General features: G+C 65.6%; 16 protein-coding genes, 1 tRNA gene and 3 pseudogenes. 11 read left to right on the plus strand and 9 right to left on the minus strand.

The genetic code is table 11. The annotated features are described in order from the left end of the window. Positions 1 to 59: 59 nt before the first annotated feature. From K6K41_RS19495 to K6K41_RS19505, 3 genes are all read right to left on the minus strand, one after another. Positions 60 to 1,127 carry a spore photoproduct lyase family protein gene (locus K6K41_RS19495; protein ID WP_261401873.1) on the minus strand — a complete coding sequence of 356 codons (1,068 nt, stop codon included), beginning with the start codon at positions 1,125 to 1,127 and terminating at the stop codon, positions 60 to 62. A gap of 51 nt (positions 1,128 to 1,178) precedes the next feature. Next, positions 1,179 to 1,445 (minus strand): hypothetical protein, encoded by a 267-nt coding sequence (locus K6K41_RS19500; RefSeq protein WP_261401874.1) that lies wholly within the window; start codon positions 1,443 to 1,445, stop codon positions 1,179 to 1,181. Between the two features lie 110 nt (positions 1,446 to 1,555). Beyond that, positions 1,556 to 2,125 (minus strand): type 1 glutamine amidotransferase domain-containing protein, encoded by a 570-nt coding sequence (locus K6K41_RS19505; protein ID WP_261401875.1) that lies wholly within the window; start codon positions 2,123 to 2,125, stop codon positions 1,556 to 1,558. Between the two features lie 183 nt (positions 2,126 to 2,308). Between K6K41_RS19505 and K6K41_RS19510 the strand changes: the two genes are divergently transcribed. Further along, positions 2,309 to 3,124 (plus strand): alpha/beta fold hydrolase, encoded by an 816-nt coding sequence (locus K6K41_RS19510; RefSeq protein WP_261401876.1) that lies wholly within the window; start codon positions 2,309 to 2,311, stop codon positions 3,122 to 3,124. 115 nt (positions 3,125 to 3,239) lie between these two features. Then, positions 3,240 to 4,100 (plus strand): SDR family oxidoreductase, encoded by an 861-nt coding sequence (locus K6K41_RS19515; RefSeq protein WP_261401877.1) that lies wholly within the window; start codon positions 3,240 to 3,242, stop codon positions 4,098 to 4,100. A 310-nt stretch (positions 4,101 to 4,410) separates the two neighbouring features. On the opposite strand, the gene K6K41_RS19520 is transcribed toward K6K41_RS19515, so the two are convergent. Both K6K41_RS19520 and K6K41_RS19525 read right to left on the minus strand, forming a co-directional pair. After that, positions 4,411 to 4,830 (minus strand): aconitase X swivel domain-containing protein, encoded by a 420-nt coding sequence (locus K6K41_RS19520; RefSeq protein ID WP_261401878.1) that lies wholly within the window; start codon positions 4,828 to 4,830, stop codon positions 4,411 to 4,413. After that, positions 4,830 to 6,077, minus strand: coding sequence for an aconitase X catalytic domain-containing protein (locus K6K41_RS19525; protein WP_261401879.1), 1,248 nt, complete (start codon positions 6,075 to 6,077; stop codon positions 4,830 to 4,832). Before K6K41_RS19525 ends, K6K41_RS19520 begins: the two co-directional genes overlap by 1 nt. A 190-nt stretch (positions 6,078 to 6,267) precedes the next feature. Between K6K41_RS19525 and K6K41_RS19530 the strand changes: the two genes are divergently transcribed. The 5 genes and pseudogenes from K6K41_RS19530 to K6K41_RS19550 all read left to right on the plus strand — a co-directional run bounded on the left by K6K41_RS19530 (position 6,268) and on the right by K6K41_RS19550 (position 10,517). Beyond that, positions 6,268 to 7,275 carry a Bug family tripartite tricarboxylate transporter substrate binding protein gene (locus K6K41_RS19530; protein ID WP_261401880.1) on the plus strand — a complete coding sequence of 336 codons (1,008 nt, stop codon included), beginning with the start codon at positions 6,268 to 6,270 and terminating at the stop codon, positions 7,273 to 7,275. Positions 7,276 to 7,340: 65 nt separating this feature from the next. Beyond that, entirely contained in the window at positions 7,341 to 8,183 is an 843-nt protein-coding gene (locus K6K41_RS19535; protein WP_261401881.1) for a GntR family transcriptional regulator, read from the plus strand. 359 nt (positions 8,184 to 8,542) lie between these two features. Beyond that, on the plus strand, positions 8,543 to 8,902 hold the full coding sequence (locus K6K41_RS19540; RefSeq protein ID WP_261401882.1) for a hypothetical protein: 360 nt from the start codon (positions 8,543 to 8,545) through the stop codon (positions 8,900 to 8,902). Positions 8,903 to 8,952: 50 nt separating this feature from the next. Further along, positions 8,953 to 10,141, plus strand: a pseudogene (locus tag K6K41_RS19545) (IS3 family transposase). Between the two features lie 64 nt (positions 10,142 to 10,205). After that, positions 10,206 to 10,517, plus strand: a complete 312-nt coding sequence (locus K6K41_RS19550) for a hypothetical protein (protein ID WP_261401883.1) — start codon at positions 10,206 to 10,208, stop codon at positions 10,515 to 10,517. On the opposite strand, the pseudogene K6K41_RS19555 reads toward K6K41_RS19550, so the two are convergent. Beyond that, positions 10,507 to 11,695: pseudogene (locus tag K6K41_RS19555) on the minus strand (IS3 family transposase). The gene K6K41_RS19550 and the pseudogene K6K41_RS19555 overlap by 11 nt on opposite strands. A 63-nt stretch (positions 11,696 to 11,758) precedes the next feature. On the opposite strand from K6K41_RS19555, the pseudogene K6K41_RS19560 reads away from it, so the two are divergent. From K6K41_RS19560 to K6K41_RS19575, 4 genes and pseudogenes are all read left to right on the plus strand, one after another. Further along, positions 11,759 to 13,227: pseudogene (locus K6K41_RS19560) on the plus strand (cytochrome ubiquinol oxidase subunit I); the annotation flags it as partial. Between the two features lie 23 nt (positions 13,228 to 13,250). After that, positions 13,251 to 14,390, plus strand: coding sequence for a cytochrome d ubiquinol oxidase subunit II (gene cydB, locus K6K41_RS19565; RefSeq protein WP_261401884.1), 1,140 nt, complete (start codon positions 13,251 to 13,253; stop codon positions 14,388 to 14,390). A 12-nt stretch (positions 14,391 to 14,402) separates the two neighbouring features. Beyond that, entirely contained in the window at positions 14,403 to 14,495 is a 93-nt protein-coding gene (gene cydX, locus K6K41_RS19570; RefSeq protein WP_261401885.1) for a cytochrome bd-I oxidase subunit CydX, read from the plus strand. Between the two features lie 52 nt (positions 14,496 to 14,547). Next, the gene (locus K6K41_RS19575) at positions 14,548 to 15,186 is read left to right on the plus strand and encodes a DUF1003 domain-containing protein (protein WP_378145049.1); all 639 of its coding nucleotides are present in this window, start codon (positions 14,548 to 14,550) and stop codon (positions 15,184 to 15,186) included. Here K6K41_RS19575 and K6K41_RS19580 read toward each other — a convergent pair. From K6K41_RS19580 to K6K41_RS19590, 3 genes are all read right to left on the minus strand, one after another. Next, the gene (locus K6K41_RS19580) at positions 15,183 to 15,362 is read right to left on the minus strand and encodes a hypothetical protein (RefSeq protein ID WP_261401887.1); all 180 of its coding nucleotides are present in this window, start codon (positions 15,360 to 15,362) and stop codon (positions 15,183 to 15,185) included. The genes K6K41_RS19575 and K6K41_RS19580 overlap by 4 nt on opposite strands. Positions 15,363 to 15,460: 98 nt before the next feature. Continuing rightward, positions 15,461 to 16,291, minus strand: a complete 831-nt coding sequence (locus K6K41_RS19585; RefSeq protein WP_261401888.1) for a universal stress protein — start codon at positions 16,289 to 16,291, stop codon at positions 15,461 to 15,463. 308 nt (positions 16,292 to 16,599) lie between these two features. Further along, a tRNA-Gly gene (locus tag K6K41_RS19590) sits at positions 16,600 to 16,674 on the minus strand. Positions 16,675 to 16,741: the final 67 nt, after the last annotated feature.

Here is a 16,741-nt window from a genome sequence, read left to right on the forward strand (position 1 = left end):
CCGAGCGAGCCGTTGCTGGCTCACTCAATCGTCCGATGACGCCAAGGGCACTTGACCGCCTAGAAGGCGTAGCGCACCTCGCAGTATGGGATCATCTCGGAGCGCCACCGCAGCAGTCGCTCCAGCCACGTCTTGTTCCACGGCGTCCGGTAGCGCAGGTTGGCCATCCCGTTCTGGCTGATCTTCGTCTCCTGCAGATCCGGTCGCCACAGCAAGTCCTCGCCCTTGGGGTGCCAGGCGAGGTTGATCTCATGCAGGCCCGCGTTGTGCGTGAGCATGATGATCTCACACTTGAGCTGAGCCTTGGCCCGGTCCGACAGCGTGTCGTCGATCGCGGCGAACAGGCCGCGCCACTCGGGCTCCCAGCCTTCGTGCACGATTACCGGGCTGAAGTTGACGTGGACCTCGTAGCCCGCCTCGACGAAGTCGTTGATTGCCGCGATCCGCTCCTCGATCGGGGATGTGCGCACGTCGACGACCTTGGACGGCCCCTCCGGCATCAGCGAGAAGCGGATGCGCGTCCGGCCTCGCGGGTCGTAGTCCAGCAGCTCGCGGTTCACGAGCTTCGTCGCAAACGAGCCCTTGGCGTTCGGGATGTCGCGGAAGGCGGCGACGAGGTCGCGCACCGTACCGGTGATCGTTGCGTCCGCGGAAAGGTCGCCGTTCTCTCCGAGGTCATAAACCCAGTCGACGGGATCGACGCTGTTGGGCAACGGCTTCGGACCGAGCTTCGCGGCGTGCCGCGCGATCGCGGCCGAGATCGCCTCGACGTTGACGAAGATCGTCACGGGGTTCGCGTAGCCCTTGCGCCGCGGAACGTAGCAATAGGAGCACGCCATCGCGCAGCCGTTCGACGTGGACGGCGCGATGAAGTCCGCTGAGCGGCCGTTGGGCCGCAGGGCAAGCCCCTTCTTCACGCCCAGCACCAGCACGTCGCGCTTCATCCGCAGCCAGTCGGCGGCGAGCGCCTCGTCGGCGAACAACTCTGGAATGCGTGCGTGGCTCGCGACCTCGATCAGCCTCGCGTCCGGGAAGCGCTCCAACGCCTCGCGGCCGCGGGCAAAGTTCCGCACCTCCGGCTCGAGGTAGATGGTCTTCGGGTCGATTAGCCTGCGTGGGAGAGCCATGATGGTCCAACTCCCGACGCCTGCCGCGGGTTCGTCCGGAGGCGACCCCCGTCAGGTCGGCGACTGCGCCTCGTCGGGATCGTCCGGAGACGCCTCGTGTGCGCCGCCATGGGACCCCTGCTTACCCGCATGGTCGCCGGCCGCCTTCTCGTTCGGCGTCCGGGCAACCTCGTCGAGCTGGGCTTCCGGATCGACTGGCGTCTTGATGCTCTCGCTGGATTCTTGACGTTCGATCTCGACATCGTCGGGATTGGGTTTATTGCCGTCCTGCATCGTGTGTCTCCGGTGTTTGTTCTTTCCATCGGTCTCTACCGCCACGCGGATGCGGCAACTCGATGCTTACGTTTCCGCGCGTTGCTCAGCCCTACGTGACGCAAGACCCGCGTCGCGAGCGGGGCGCCGGCCGCATCGCTGAATGGCGACCGAACTCAGGCACTGCGGGCCTGTTCGGGGTGCTTGCCCTCGGCGAACTCCTCGACGAGCTTGGCGCAGAAGGCTGGAAGGTCGTCCGGGTTCCGGCTCGTCACGAGGCCCTTGTCGACCACGACTTCCTCGTCGACCCACGTCCCGCCCGCATTCTCGACGTCCGTCTTAAGCGTCGGGAAGGACGTGATGGTTCGCCCCTCAAGCACGCCAGCCTCAACCAGGGTCCAAGGCGCGTGGCAGATCGCGGCGACGGGCTTGGACTGCTCGAAAAAACGCTCGGATAAACGCAATCGCGTCTTCGTCGGCCCGCAGCTTGTCGGCCCCAACGCAGCCCCCTGAATGACGAGGCCGTCGAACTCGTCTGCGGAGACCTCGGAGAAGGTCTTGTCGACGGCGTAGCTGCCGCCCGGGTCCAAGTCGTTGTTCACCGATTTGGCCTCGCCCTTCTCGATGCTGATGACGGTCACTTCGCCGCCGGCCTGTTCGACGGCCTCCTTGGGCTTGGAGAACTCGGGTTCCTCCGTGCCGCTCGGCGCGATCAGGATCGCGATCTTCTTGCCTTGAAGGCTCATGGCTGTCTCCTTCCATGCGGATGCAGTGCGCCTTCCGGGCGCAGGATGCGAATGCCCTGACCAACGGCGCTGGCAAGGTTTCGATCCCGAGGAGCGGTGACGGAGAACCGTTCGGCGCGCGTTGGCGTTGCTTCAGTACGCGGGGGCATGACCCCTCATAACTGATCGCACCAGGGAGAACGCATGCACATTGAGAGCCGCGACGGAGCGCATCTGCACGTCAAGGACGCCGGAGAGGGCAAGCCTGTCGTCCTGATCCATGGCTGGCCGCTGACGGGCGACATGTTCGAGTACCAGACGCTGGCGCTGCTCGAAGCGGGCTACCGGGTCATCACCTATGACCGCCGCGGCTTCGGCCAGTCCGCACACCCCGCGACCGGATACGACTACGACACATTCGCCGACGACCTGGCGGCGGTGCTGGACAAGCTCGACATCCGCGAGGCGAACCTCGTCGGCTTCTCGATGGGCGGGGGCGAGATCGCCCGCTACCTCACCCGCCATGGCTCCGACCGTGTCGCCAAGACCGTGCTGGTGGCTTCGGTCGTGCCGTACCTGTTGAAGGACGACAGCAACCCCGATGGCGTCGACGCAAGCGTCTTCGAGGACATGAAAAGCGAGATCCGTAAGGACCGCTTCGCCTTCCTCCAGACCTTCGCCAAGCAATTTTACGGCGTCGGAGTGATTTCCCGTCCGGTCAGCTCCGCGCTCCTCGACTGGACCTTTACGCTCGGCCTGATGGCGAGCCCGAAGGCGACGCTCGATTGCGTCGATGCGTTCGGGCGGACCGACTTCCGGCCGGACCTGAAGTCGTTCACCAAGCCGACCCTGATCATCCATGGCGCGTCGGACGCAACCGTCCCGATCAAGCCGAGCGGCAAGGCGGCGGCCGCGGGCATCCAGGGTTCGAACTACATCGAGTACGATGGCGAGCCTCACGGCCTGTTCGCGACCGATCCCGAACGGCTGAACCGCGACCTGATCGAGTTCATCGGTTAAACTCGGCCTGGGCCCATCGCCGCGGTCGCGTGACCGCGGCGATGGGCTCTTCGCTGGTCGGCGTCCGAACGAATTCCGGGCGCTGACCGTTTGCTCCAAGACACAGGAGCATTCGATGAAGCACTTCCCGAAGCCGCCGTTTCCCAAGCAGCCGCAGTCCTTCCCGGGGCTGACCGAGAAGATGGATCCTCGGCCCGACCATGGCGAGGAGAGCTACAAGGGCTCGGGGAAGCTGGCGGGCAAGAAGGCGATCATTACGGGTGGCGACAGCGGGATCGGGCTCGCGGTGGCGATCGCATTCGCCCGGGAGGGCGCCGACCTTTTGGTCGTGCACCTGCCGAGCGAGGGCGAGGATGGCGCGACTTGCCGCCGCCTTATCGAGGAGGCCGGCCGAAAGGCCGTGATGGCGCCCGGCGACATCAGCGACGCGAGCTTCCGCGAGCAGATTGTGGAGCGCGCCATCGCTGAATTCGGCGGCCTCGACATCCTGGTCAACAATGCGGCCTACCAGAAGCCATTCAAGTCGCTCGACGAGGTCTCGCTCGAGGAGTGGACCAAGACATTCGACACCAACGTCCACGCGACGTTCCACCTGACCCAACTGGCGACGCGCCATATCAAGCCAGGCGGCTCGATCATCAACACCGCTTCGGTGAACTCGAAGGATCCGTCTCCGCAGCTCCTGCCCTACGCCACCACCAAGGGGGCCATCGCGAATTTGACAGTCGGCCTTGCGCAACTGCTTGCCGAAAAGGGCATCCGGGTGAACGCGGTCCTGCCCGGTCCGATCTGGACCCCGTTCATCCCGGCGGGCATGCCGCCCGATGCAGTCGAAACATTCGGATCGAAGACGCCGTTCGGTCGCCCCGGCCAGCCGGCCGAACTCGCGTCGGCCTACGTCATGCTTGCCTCCGACGAGGCCAGCTACACCTCGGGCGCGCTGCTCACCATCGCAGGCGGCCAGACCGTGGTGTGATGCGGGTCGCGAATCCCCCAACGCACTTCTTTCCACATCTAGAGGCATAGGAACTCATAGCCTGCTCGTCGATGCCGTACGCGGGTTGCACATGCCCCCGAGCGGCGTCCGCATCCACGCCACGGCCGGCGTTCAAGCGATCCGGCGCTACTTGATCGAAGACGGGAAGATGGACCGGAAGGCTGTGCTGCCGGTCACATATTGGCAAAAAGGTTGCTCAGCAGACAGCCCGCTCCCTGAAGAGACCGACTGAACCTACGTCCGCTTCCCGGAAGCCCTTCGACTTCCGCTGTTGGCGCGCAACTGTCGTTCATCGAGAGCGCAGTGAGATCCTGACGTATCCCTCCGAGGGATCGACCTCAATCAAGTCGCCGCTGCTGATCTCTTTGGTGACGTCGGCGCAATCGAAGCGGTCGACCATGGTAAGGCCCGCGAACGCTGCGCCCTGGGCCAGGATCGTGTTGACCGTATTGAACACCAGCGCCTTCGGCGTGACGCCCGACTGGAGCATTTCGCGCAGCATCCAGGCCGAGGCGACGCCGCCCTTGGCGGTGTTGAGCACCAGGATCTTGTTGCGATAGCTCTCGCCAAACAGCTTGTGGGCGGGGCGTGAGAACACGCCCTTGATCCGGTCGAGATCATAGCGGGCGCTGAAATTGTCGCTCGCGACCAGCGCTTCTCCTTCGACCTTTGGGCCGATGCCAGGATGGCAACGCAGCACTCTGCTCATCACGACACCTTTCCGGCGCACGCGCTTTCGACGCAGCGCTCCATGGTGGCGAGCGTCGGCTTGTAGCCGTAGCCGCCGATGATGTTGACGAGTTTCGCCGAGTTGGTAACGAGCCGGCTCCAGCCGTTCGCTTCCGCCATCTCGCGGGCGTAGCTCTGGTAGAAGCACACCCCTTCCAGCACGAGGCCGCCTGCGGCCTCGATGCGCCGTGTGAGACCCATACGGTCGGACGCGGCCTTGATCTCGGGCGAGGTCACGGCCATCAGAGTCGTGTCGGGATGAACGCGGCGGCCGTCCATGAGAGTCGCGACCTGCTCCATCTCGAGCAGCGAGAGCTGGGGCGCGGAGAACACCACCACGTCGACCTTGTCGCCGCGGGCGGCATAACCCTCGTAGAAGGCGTCGAAGTCGTCCGCGGTGATGGGTTCCGCCGCCGGGACAGCGCCTCCGTTGAAGGCGGCGTGAAGATCGGGCGCCTCGGGCGTGACGCCGGGAATATGGAACAGCGCCACCGAGCCGAAGCTCGCGGCCGCCGCGCCAAAATGCTTCAGCTCGTCGGAGTTCGGCGCGCGTTCGAGCCCGGTGATCACCGGCACGCGCCAATAACTGTCGGTCTTGCGCCCGACGATGCCGCCGAGCGCGCCCCAGTCGCTGAGATCCGTCGGCTGATGCTTGAGCTCGAAATGCAACGTGCCGACGCGCTTCTCGTCGAGGTGATAGCCGTAGCGCGGGGTGCGGCCGGTGAGCGCGGCGGCGAGCGCCGAGGGTCCGCCCTCAAAATTGCTGCGGGCTCCAAGCACCGAGTTCGAATAGATCACCACGCCGGTGTCGCCGAAAGCCAGATGCTCGCCGCGCACAGGCGGCAGGATGGTCTGGTAGTTGATGCAGGTGTTGGTCATCAGGACGCCGAGAGCCTCGAACGCCTTGATGAGCCGCGCCTCAAGATCGACCATGCTTTGCGTTTGCTTCAGCCGCTCATAGGCCTTGAAGTCGACGCCGCGTGGGTCGGTGATCGTCGGTATTTTCACTTTCCGATCCGCGTGCGGCGCGCGCGCGAGCTCCTCCATGAAATCGACGCCCGTGGGGCCCGTGGCTTCGGTGTCGGCCATGATGTGCGCCTGGCCGACGGGCACGAGATCGACGGCGTCGAAGAAGCGCCCAACCATGACCTGATGCTCAACGGCCCAGCGCCGAACGGCTCCGTGCTCGCCCGCGAGCATCGCTTCGGTCTCGTCGTCGAGCTTCATCGCGTCTGCCTCCGGCGAGGACTGGCGTTCGAACCGAGTCCTATATAGCTTTCACCTGTCTATAGCGGCTTCAGACATGCTCTGCAGCTACCCGCAATCTTATACTTAAGCTTCATAGCTATATAGCTTTCACGGCGCATAATTCCTGCGCCGCCAGGAGAGCGGCCGACAAGACGAGGGGGAAGCGCCCATGACGTCGCCCAACGGTTCCTCAAGACGAACGGCGCTTCAGGGCGCAGCCTTTGCGGCGCTTGCGCTGGCGGGCCTCTCAGTCCCGGCCGCCGCCGCGCCGGACACCTATCCGAGCCGGGTCATGACTATGGTGGTTCCGTTCGCCGCCGGCGGCCCGACCGACGTCCTGGCCCGCGTGCTAAGCGCGCACATGTCGAAGACGCTCGGTCAGCAGGTCGTGGTGGAGAACCCCGGTGGGGGCGGGGGCAGCATTGGCAGCGCCCGCGTCGCGCGCTCCGATCCCGACGGCTACACGATGGTGATGGGCAATCTCGGAAGCCACGCGGCCGCTGTCGGCATCTACGACAATCTGCCCTATGACCCGGTCAAGGACTTTCAGCCCGTAATGCTGATCGGCACGACGCCGATGGTGGTGGTGGTCAACAAGGACCTGCCGGTCAAAAGCCTCAAGGAACTAGTCGATTACGCCAAAGCCAATCCCGGCAAGGTTGGATACGGGACGGCAGGCAAGGGCTCGATTGGGCATTTGGCCGGCATCTCGTTCAACCAGCTTACTGGCGCAGGGCTGACGCACATTCCCTATCGCGGCCTCAGCCAGGCGATGACCGACGTGATCGCGGGCCAGATCCCGATGATGTTCGATCAGGTGGTGAGCGGCGCGCCGCACATCCGCACCGGGGCGGTGCGGGCACTCGCCATCGCCGGGCCGAAGCGCGCCGAGGCGCTACCCGACGTGCCGTCTGCGCCGGAGGCTGGCCTGGCGGAGTTCGAAACGCTCGCCTGGTCGGCGCTCTTCCTACCAAAGAACACTCCGAAGCCGATCGTCGACGAGCTGGTGGCGGCGCTCGAGGCCGCGTTCAGAGACGAGGGCATACAGAAGCGCATGAAGGAGCTGGGCAACGAAGTGCCGCCGCCCGAGCAACGCACGCCGCAAGCGCTGCGCGACTTCGTTACCGCCGAGATCGCCAAATGGACGCCGATGATCAAGGCCTCGGGAGAGCGTTGAGCCGCTTGAGCGGCCGCGGCGCTCGTCCTAGACCGTCCGGAGCGGAGACCAGAGAGCGCGCCCGCTTGGCCATCATCGCGGATATCGGCGATCAGCGGACCGACAGCCGCCCGCGCGGCGAGGCGATGGCGGAGCTGCGTCGCCGCGTAGAGGACGCCGCCCAACAGGACGAGCCCCGCCATCTTCGCCTGAGGGCCGCCATCCTCGGCATGATCGCCGACGGCCTCTGGACGCCCGGCGACAAGCTGCCCGCCGAGACCGAGCTCGCCCGCGCGAGCGGTCTCAGTCTCGGCACGGCTCAGAAGGCGCTTGGCGCGCTGGCGCGCGATGGCGCGCTGATCCGTCGGCACGGCCACGGCACTTTCGTCCCGAGCGGCGCGTCGCAGGCCGAACGCCTCTTGCACTTTCGTTTCGTCAGCGACGACGACAGCGCGATTGCGCCGGTCTACGCCGAGGCGATCGAGCGCCGCGTCACCACCCGTCGCGGGCCATGGTCGGCGATGCTGGTCGAGGCGTCGCGTTTCATCCGCATCCGGCGACGCATCACCGTGGCGGAGGAGTTCGACTGCCTTAGCGAATTCTACATTGATGGTGACCGTTTCGCGGGCGTGCTCGACATGCCGATGAGCGAGCTGCACCGCGTCATGATCCGCACGGTTCTCGAGGAGCGGTTCGACGTCCCGACGCTGTTCGTCGACCAACGCGTGCAGGCGACCCAATTCACGCCTGAGATCGCGAAGCTACTGAAGCTCGAAAGCGAGAGCTACCACGGCCTCGCGCTCGAGGTCCGATCCTACACGCGGGGCAGTCAGCCGATCGCGTTCCAGCACATCTTCATTCCGCCGAATGTTCGGAAGCTTCAGCTAATGTCGGGAGACGACGCGGGCCGCTTCAGCCGCGCGCGCTAAAGCGGCGTCTCAGAAATCGGCGTCTGGATGCGAGCGCCATGGGTCGAAGCGAGGGCCTTGCAGCGGCCGCTCCCCGACGACGCTCTTGTGGTCGTGGCGAAGGGCGCGAAGCAGGACGGCAGAAGCGCCCCCGTGTCCTCAGCGGCCGGCGCCACGTAGCCGTCGAAGCGTTCGCTTGGGTATGAACCTGTACGTACAGGTTGTGAATCGCTACGAATCTCGTGCGCGAACGGGACCCCATGTGCTCGGGCGGCGACGACCCGAGAGCCGAAAAAGCGTCGAGCTAGAAGGCATATGAGAGCCGGTCTCATGCTCCTCATCCATCTCGCGGCGACAAAAAATATGATTGGAGTTTCGATATGTACCACGAAGATGCTGTCGTAACACCGCGCGATACAGATCATTTTTGGGTGTTGGTTGAGGAGAACATTGGCTACTTAAGAACTGTGCTTGGAGCGCGCATTGAAAGCGAAGAGGAAGCTCTCGCCGGTACATTTAGAGAAGGCGACAACAATAAACTAACCGGTATGATGATGATCGCTCATGCCGGAACTTCTGAAGCCAATGATATGCGTTATTATTTCCATTTCGTAGGAAACGATGCTCTTAAGATAGTAGAGGAAGGCTTGGCTAACCGAAAACTTAGCATAGAGTTTTGCCAAGCGTGGGGCGTAGCTCATTGTGCTCATGGCTACCTAGCGGCCTGGTCTGCCCCCTGAGAAGTGGTCCTCCCTGATGTATGGCTTTTGGCCATGTGGAGGACTGAACGATGCCGAGGAAGAGGCACGCACCTGAAGAGATCGTCGCGAAGCTGCGGCAGGTCGAGGTTCTGACCGCGCAAGGTCGGCCGGTCGCGGAAGCGATCCGGTCGATCGGGGTGACCGAAGTCACGTTCTATCGCTGGCGCACCGAGTATGGCGGGCTGAAGGGCGATCAAGTGAAGCGCCTGAAGGAGCTGGAGGCCGAGAACGCCCGGCTTCGTCGAGCGGTGTCGGACCTGACGCTGGACAAGATGATCCTGGCGGAGGCAGCTCGGGGAAACTGATCAGCCCCGCCCGTCGCCGCGACTGCGTCGATCGTGTGGTGAGCAAGCTCGGCGTGACGGAGCGCCGTGCTTGCCTTGTGCTCGGCCAGCACCGATCGACACAGCGGAAGGTCCCAACGCGGCCCGACGACGAGGCGGCGCTGACCGCCGACATCGTCGCGCTGGCTGTCCAGTATGGCCGTTACGGCTACAGGCGGATCGCGGCTCTGCTGCGCTCCGCCGGCTGGGTCGTGAACCTGAAGCGGGTCGAGCGGATCTGGCGACGTGAGGGGCTGAAGGTTCCGACGAAGCAACCCAAGCGCGGGCGGCTGTGGCTCAACGACGGCTCATGCGTGCGGCTGCGGCCCGAGCGGCCAAACCACGTCTGGTCCTACGACTTCGTCGAGGATCGAACGCATGACGGCCGCAAGTTCAGGATGCTCAACGTGATCGACGAACCGAAGGTCGGCGCAGCCAGTTCACGCGCGAATGCCTGGCGATCCGGATCGGGCGGAGGCTCAGGTCGACCGACGTCATCGACGTCCTGTCAGACCTGTTCATTCTCCGCGGCGCGCCGGGCCACATCCGGTCGGACAACGGCCCGGAGTTCGCGGCCAAGGCCGTCCGCGAGTGGATCGTCGCCGTCGGCTCGAGGACTGCCTTCATCGAGCCCGGCAGCCCTTGGGAGAACGGCTACTGCGAGAGCTTCAACGCTCGGCTCCGCGACGAGCTTCTCAACGGCGAGATCTTCTCCTCACTCGCCGAGGCCAAGGCCGTGATCGAAACCTGGCGGCGGCACTACAACGCCATCCGCCCACACTCGGCGCTCGGCTACAGGCCGTCCGCGCCAGAGGTCGCGCTATGGCCGGCTGCGCAACCCCGACCAGCTCCGCCGGCCACACCAACCGTCGCGTCAGCGCCGCTCATGAACTAACATTCCAACCGGACCACTCGATGGGGGCCGGCCAACGACCATTCAGACGCTGGCCTCAGCGCTCTTGGCCCCGCTGGCCATCTCCGCCGATGGACAGAGCTCCGAGGCGGGCATTCGACAGGCCCTTGGAGCTGACAGTCTGCCGGTCCTGATCGACGAGTTTGAGAGTGATCAGGACGTTCGTCGCCTGAAGGGTATCATCCGCCTAGCGCGGAGCGCGTCTTCTGCAGACGACGCCATGGTCTTCAAGGGAACGCCCGAAGGGTCCGCGATGCGGTTCACCCTGAGCAGCGCGTTCTTCTTCTCGGCCATCAACCCGCGCGGCCTGTCGTGGCCGGCCCCCATCGAGTGGTCCGGTTGGAATGTTAGTTCATGAGCGGCGCTGACGCGACGGTTGGCGTGGCCGGCGGAGCTGGTCGGGGTTGCGCAGCCGGCCATAGCGCGACCTCCGGCGCAGGCGGCCTGTAGCCAAGCGACGAGTGCGGGCGGACAGCGTTGTAATGCCGCCGCCAACCTTCGATCACGGCCTTGGCCTCGGCGAGCGAGTAGAAGATCTCGCCGTTGAGAAGCTCGTCCCGCAGCCGGGCGTTGAAGCTCTCGCAGTAGCCATTCTCCCAAGGACTGCCTGGCTCGATGAAGGCGGTTCGAGAGCCGACGGCCGCGATCCATTCACGGACGGCCTTGGCCGCGAACTCTGGACCGTTGTCCGACCTGATGTGGACCGGCGCGCCGCGCAGGATGAACAGGTCCGACAGAACGTCGATCACGTCGGTCGACCGGAGCCTCCGCCCGATCCGGATCGCCAGGCATTCGCGTGTGAACTGGCTGCGCCGACCTTCGGTTCGTCGATCACGTTGAGCATCCTGAACTTACGGCCGTCATGCGTGCGATCCTCGACGAAGTCGTAGGACCAGACGTGGTTCGGCCGTTCAGGCCGCAGCCGGACACATGAGCCGTCGTTGAGCCAGAGCCGCCCGCGCCTGGGCTGCTTCACCGGAACCTTCAGCCCCTCCCGTCTCCAGATCCGTTCGACGCGCTTCAGGTTCACGCTCCAGCCGGCGGAGCGCAGCAGAGCCGCGATCCGCCTGTAGCCGTAACGGCCATACTGGACAGCCAGCGCCACGATATCGGCGGTCAGCGCCGCTTCGTTGTCAGGCCGGGTCGGGATCTTCCGCTGCGTCGATCGGTGCTGGCCGAGCACGAGGCAGGCACGGCGCTCCGTCACGCCGAGCTTGCTCACCACACGGTCCACGCAGTCCCGGCGACGGGCGGGGCTGATCAGTTTCCCCTGGCCGCCTCCGCCAGGATCATCTTGTCGAGCGTCAGGTCCGACACCGCTCGTCGAAGCCGGGCATTCTCCGCCTCGAGCTCCTTCAGGCGTTTCACTTGATCGCCCTTCAGCCCGCCATACTCGGTGCGCCAGCGATAGAACGTCACTTCGGTCACGCCGATCGAACGGATCGCTTCCGCCACCGGTCGACCTTGCGCGGTCAGAACCTCCACCTGCCGCAGCTTCGCGACGATCTCTTCAGGCGCGTGCCTCTTCCTCGGCATCAAGCAGTCCTCCAAATGGCCAAAAGCCATACCTCAGGGAGGACCACTTCTCAGGGGGCAGACCAGACCGTCTACGTGATGACGGGCCGCGAGATCTGGCGGCGGATGGTAAAGTTCTGGGGCGCGCTGTTCGGCATCAACTTCGCCATGGGTGTCGCGACGGGCGTGACCATGGAGTTCCAGTTCGGCACGAACTGGGCCTACTACAGCCATTACGTCGGTGACGTGTTTGGGGCGCCGCTCGCCATCGAGGGCATGATGGCCTTCTTCCTCGAGGCGACGTTCATCGGCCTGTTCTTCTTCGGCTGGGAGCGGCTCTCACGCGTCGGCCACCTCGTGGTGACCTGGCTGCTCGCGCTCGGCACGGACCTGTCGGCGCTCTGGATCCTGATCGCCAACGGCTGGATGCAGAACCCGGTCGGGGCGACGTTCAATCCCGACACCATGCGGATGGAGGTCTCCGACTTCTCCGCGCTGATCTTCAACCCGGTCGCCCAGGCGAAGTTCGTCCACACGGTGAGCGCCGGATACGTCACGGGCGCCGTCTTCGTGCTCGCGATCAGCGCCCTCTACCTCCTGCGCGGCCGCCACGTGGACCTCGCCAAGCGCTCGGCCACCGTCGCCGCGAGCTTCGGCCTCGCCGCGGCGTGTCGGTCGTCGTGCTCGGCGACGAGAGCGGCTACACGACGGGCGAGAACCAGAGGATGAAGCTCGCCGCCATCGAGGCGATGTGGAAAACCGAGCCCGCCCCGGCGTCCTTCACCCTGTTCGGCATCCCGGACGCTGAGGCGCGCGAGACCCCTACGAGGTAAGGTTCCCTGGATGCTCGGCCTGATCGCCACGCGCTCGATCAGCAAGGAGGTCTCCGGGATCGAAGACCTCGTGAAGGACGTCGAGCTTCGGATCCGCTTTGGGCTGATGGCCTACGAGGCGCTCGAGAAGATCAAGGTCGACCGGACCGACGTGATGGCCCGCGCCAAGCTCGAGGCGACGTCGGGCGAGCTCGGCTACGCGCTGCTGCTGAAGAAGATCCGGCCCGACGTGCTCAACGCGACCGACGCCGAGATCGCCCAGGCCGCTTGGAGCACCGTGCCGCCCGTGTCGCCGCTGTTCTGGAGCTTCCGGATCATGGTGGCGCTCGGCTTCTTCTTCATCGGCCTGTTCGCGACCGCCTTCGTGCTGGCGAGCCGGGGCCGCATCGCTTCCTCGCGCGCTTTCCTGTGGGTCGCGCTCCTCGCGCTGCCGACGCCGTGGATCGCCGGCGAACTCGGCTGGATCGTGGCCGAGGTCGGCCGCCAGCCTTGGGTCATCGAGGGGTGATGCCGACCTTCCTTGCGGTGTCGAGCGTGTCCGCGGGCAACGTCTGGACCACGCTGATCGGCTTCGTCGTCTTCTACTCGGCGCTCGCCGTCGTCGACATGTTCCTGATGGTCAAAACGATCCGCATGGGGCCGGACCTCCTGCTCGGCCCGGCCCGCGACGCCCCGGCGAGCCCCTGGACGCCGCGTCCCGCCGCAATCGCCGCCGAATAAGCCCTCACCCCAGGACCGCTCCCATGACCCTCGATTACGAAACCCTGCGCGTCGTCTGGTGGGTGCTGCTCGGCGCCCTCCTGATTGGCTTCGCCGTCATGGACGGCTTCGACCTCGGCGTCGCGACGCTGCTGCCGTTCGTCGCCCGCACCGACGGCGAGAGGCGCGTCGCCATCAACACCGTCGGCCCGGTCTGGGAGGGCAACCAGGTCTGGCTCGTGCTGGGCGCCGGCGCGATCTTCGCCGCCTGGCCCGCGCTCTACGCCGCGGCCTTCTCCGGTTTCTACCTCGCAATGTTCGTGGTGCTCTGGGCGCTGATCCTGCGGCCCGTCGGCTTCAAGTTCCGCTCGAAGGTCTTGGACCGCCGCTGGCGGGCCTTCTGGGACTGGGCGCTCTTCACCGGGGGCTTCGTGCCCGCGCTGATCTTCGGCGTCGCGGTCGGCAACGCGCTGCAGGGCGTGCCCTTCCGCTTCGACGATGAGCTCCGCATGACCTACGAGGGCGGGTTTTTCGGCCTGCTCAACCCCTTCGCGCTGTTTTGCGGCGTGGTCAGCGTCACGATGCTGGTCATGCACGGCGGCACCTACCTCGCCTTGAAGGCGGAAGAGCCCGTGGCGTCGCGGGCTGCGTTCGCCGCCCGGCAGGCCGCGCTGCTGCTCATCATCGGCATGATGGTGGGCGGCGTGTGCATGGCGCTCGGAATCGACAGCTACCGCATCGTCGGGAAGATCGACCCGGCGGGTCCGTCGAACCCGCTGCTGAAGAGCGTCGACGTCTCGGTCGGACGCGTCTTCGCGAGCTACGCCGCCCACCTCTGGATGCTGGCCGCCCCGGCCGCTGCGCTTGCGGGCGCGGCCGTCACAGGCCTGCTGCTGACGAGGCGGCCGAACAGCCTGGCGTTCGTCTCGAGCGCGGTCTCGGTGGCGGGCGTTGTGGCGACCGCGGGGGTCAGCCTGTTCCCGTTCCTGCTGCCGTCGTCGATCGCGCCGAACCAGAGCCTCACCGTCTGGGACGCCTCCTCGAGCGAGATGACCCTCAAGATCATGCTCGCCGCCATCGTGATCTTTCTGCCGATCATCGTCGCCTACACGGCGTGGGTCTACCGCGTGCTGCGCGGCCGCGTGACCCTGGCGGCGATCCGAAGCGACACCAGCGCCTACTGAGAGGATTTGCCCATGTGGTACTTCGCCTGGGTTCTCGGCCTCGGCCTCGCGAGCGCGTTCGCGGTGCTGAACGCCATGTGGCTCGAGCTCCGTGAAACCGCCTGAAGCCGGGCTGGCTGCGGGCGGAGGCACGCCGCCGCTGTTCAAGTACGTCCGGCTGCCGAAGGATTCGAAGAGCGTCCGGCCGGCCGCGGCCAATCCTCATCCCGGCGCGGTCGAGGCGGCGCTGCGCTGGTTCGGCAAGCACCCGAGCGCGCTTCGGGAAGCCGAGGCGCGCGTGCTTCAGCACGCCGCCGAGCGCCGGGTCGTCACGCGTCGTCCCGGGACCGACCGGGACGAGCTGACCTTCGGGCAGAGGCTCGCCGACCGCGTCGCCGAGCTCGGCGGCTCCTGGGGCTTCATTCTCGGCTTCGGAGCATGCTTCGTGGCGTGGGCCGGGTTGAACTCGTACGCGCTGGCGCGTCCGTTTGACCCTTACACCTACATCTTCCTGAACCTGCTGCTGTCGATGCTCGCCGCGATCCAGGCCCCCGTCATCATGATGAGCCAGAACCGCCAGGTCGCGAAGGACCGCGAGACGGCCGCCCTCGACTACGAGGTCAACCTCAAGGCGGAGATCGAGATCATGGCGCTCCACGACAAGCTCGATCGCATGCGCGACGAGCATCTCGTCAGTCTGCTCAAGAAGCAGCAAGAGCAGATCGATCTGCTGACGAAGCTGGTGCAGGACGGGAACGAGAAGTCCGTCCCGCCGGCGACGGCCGCGGGCGTCGACGACGGGCGCACCGCGGCTTAAGGCGCCGCGGTCCCCGACGGCACGACTATCGGGCGGTCGACGGCGAGCAGCGCCAGCACGAAGGGCGTGACGGGGTCGCCGTCGATGGTCGTGACGTGGCCGACGTGGAAGCCACCTTCCCGGAGCAGGGTCATCTGGTCGACGGCTTCACGTGCGCTGAGGACGACCAGCGTCACGCCGCCGAGCCAGTCGGGCGACTTGATGCAAAAAGACGACGCCCGCTCCTCTTGAAGCGAGCGTCGGGTTCGGGGTCGGAGGGAACTCGCCCGGCCCATCAATGCGACATGAACAGGCAGGCCCCGCTGGTCTCGAGCAGGTCGCGGGTGGCCCCGCCGAACAGCCATTCGCGCATGCGGCTGTGTCCATAGGCGCCGGAGACGATCAGGTCGGCCCCGATGTCGGAGACGAGGTCAAGGACTTCGCCTGCGACCGAGGTCATCTCCCCGGCATGCAGTGAGGGTCGGCAGGCGACCCCGTGGCGCGAAAGCCAGGAGCACACGTCTTCGGCGCTCTCGTCTCGGTAATGAGCCGAGGCGGTCATGACCACCACTTCATTCGCTCTCTTCAGAATCGGAAGTGCGTCCTTGACGGCGCGTCTCGCTTCCCTGGTCTCTTTCCAGGCGACGACGACCTTGTGGCCAGCGAGGAAGTCCTTCTCCGGCGGCACCACCAAGAGCGGGCGGCCGGCCTCCATGGCGACGACGCCTGGCCAGACACTCATGCTCGGGTCGCTCTGGTCGTATGATGCCCGGCGTCCGACGACGATGAGATCCGCGGCCCGGGACTGCTGGATCAGAAAACGCGTGGGATCCGAGAGCGAGCAGCGCCACTCGACGTCGTTGCGCGAACCCACGACCGCGTCGAACGTTTTCTTCGCCGCGGCAATATCCCCGTTGGCGCGACGGCGCTCGTCATCCGCTACCTCTTCGACAGCAAAGTTGATGTCGCTTACGACGGTGATCGGCAGCTCTGCAGCTACGCCGATGAAGCGCGCGCCATGCTCGTCCGCCAGCGCGGCGGCAAGCCGCCCGCGGGCCTCGGCCCACGGTCCGAGGTCGAAGTGGGTCATGATGCTGGCAAAGCCAGCCGCTTTGGTCGCTTCCATGGCGGTCTCCCTGACGTGTTCGTCACAAGATAGCCCGGCCGCGGTGGACCATCGTTGATCTGAGTCAGAAGGCAGCACGCCTTCCCCGTCTCGCCGAGCGAGGCTGTGGCTAAGAGCGGACTCAGCTCAGGACGGCTAAGGGTCATAAGCGCATCAGGGCGTACCCTCGTGACAACACGATTTCATATCGCCTGTCGGAGACGGCCGAGTAACCCGCGTGTAACCACGGGCGTTCGGAGCGCATCGAAGCGGTAGCCCGAAAACGAAGAAAGCCGCCGGTCTCCGGCGGCTTTCTTCGTTTGAGAGACTGGAGCGGGCGAAGGGATTCGAACCCTCGACCCCAACCTTGGCAAGGTTGTGCTCTACCCCTGAGCTACACCCGCATCGCAGTCGTCTTCGTCGCGGGCGAAGCATGTCGCTCGCGAGAGGCGCCATATGCCGCAACGGCGG

It is taken from the genome of Chenggangzhangella methanolivorans (genome assembly GCF_019797865.1).
Lineage (GTDB): Bacteria > Pseudomonadota > Alphaproteobacteria > Rhizobiales > Methylopilaceae > Methylopila > Methylopila methanolivorans.

Bases quoted from the DNA above. Each gene is read 5' to 3' on its own strand.
- K6K41_RS19585 (WP_261401888.1), bottom strand. From the start codon at position 16,291: ATGGAAGCGACCAAAGCGGCTGGCTTTGCCAGCATCATGACCCACTTC.
- K6K41_RS19505 (WP_261401875.1), bottom strand. From the start codon at position 2,125: ATGAGCCTTCAAGGCAAGAAGATCGCGATCCTGATCGCGCCGAGCGGC.
- cydX (WP_261401885.1), top strand. From the start codon at position 14,403: ATGTGGTACTTCGCCTGGGTTCTCGGCCTCGGCCTCGCGAGCGCGTTC.
- K6K41_RS19520 (WP_261401878.1), bottom strand. From the start codon at position 4,830: ATGAGCAGAGTGCTGCGTTGCCATCCTGGCATCGGCCCAAAGGTCGAA.
- cydB (WP_261401884.1), top strand. From the start codon at position 13,251: ATGACCCTCGATTACGAAACCCTGCGCGTCGTCTGGTGGGTGCTGCTC.
- K6K41_RS19495 (WP_261401873.1), bottom strand. From the start codon at position 1,127: ATGGCTCTCCCACGCAGGCTAATCGACCCGAAGACCATCTACCTCGAG.
- K6K41_RS19510 (WP_261401876.1), top strand. From the start codon at position 2,309: ATGCACATTGAGAGCCGCGACGGAGCGCATCTGCACGTCAAGGACGCC.
- K6K41_RS19525 (WP_261401879.1), bottom strand. From the start codon at position 6,077: ATGAAGCTCGACGACGAGACCGAAGCGATGCTCGCGGGCGAGCACGGA.
- K6K41_RS19530 (WP_261401880.1), top strand. From the start codon at position 6,268: ATGACGTCGCCCAACGGTTCCTCAAGACGAACGGCGCTTCAGGGCGCA.
- K6K41_RS19540 (WP_261401882.1), top strand. From the start codon at position 8,543: ATGTACCACGAAGATGCTGTCGTAACACCGCGCGATACAGATCATTTT.
- K6K41_RS19515 (WP_261401877.1), top strand. From the start codon at position 3,240: ATGAAGCACTTCCCGAAGCCGCCGTTTCCCAAGCAGCCGCAGTCCTTC.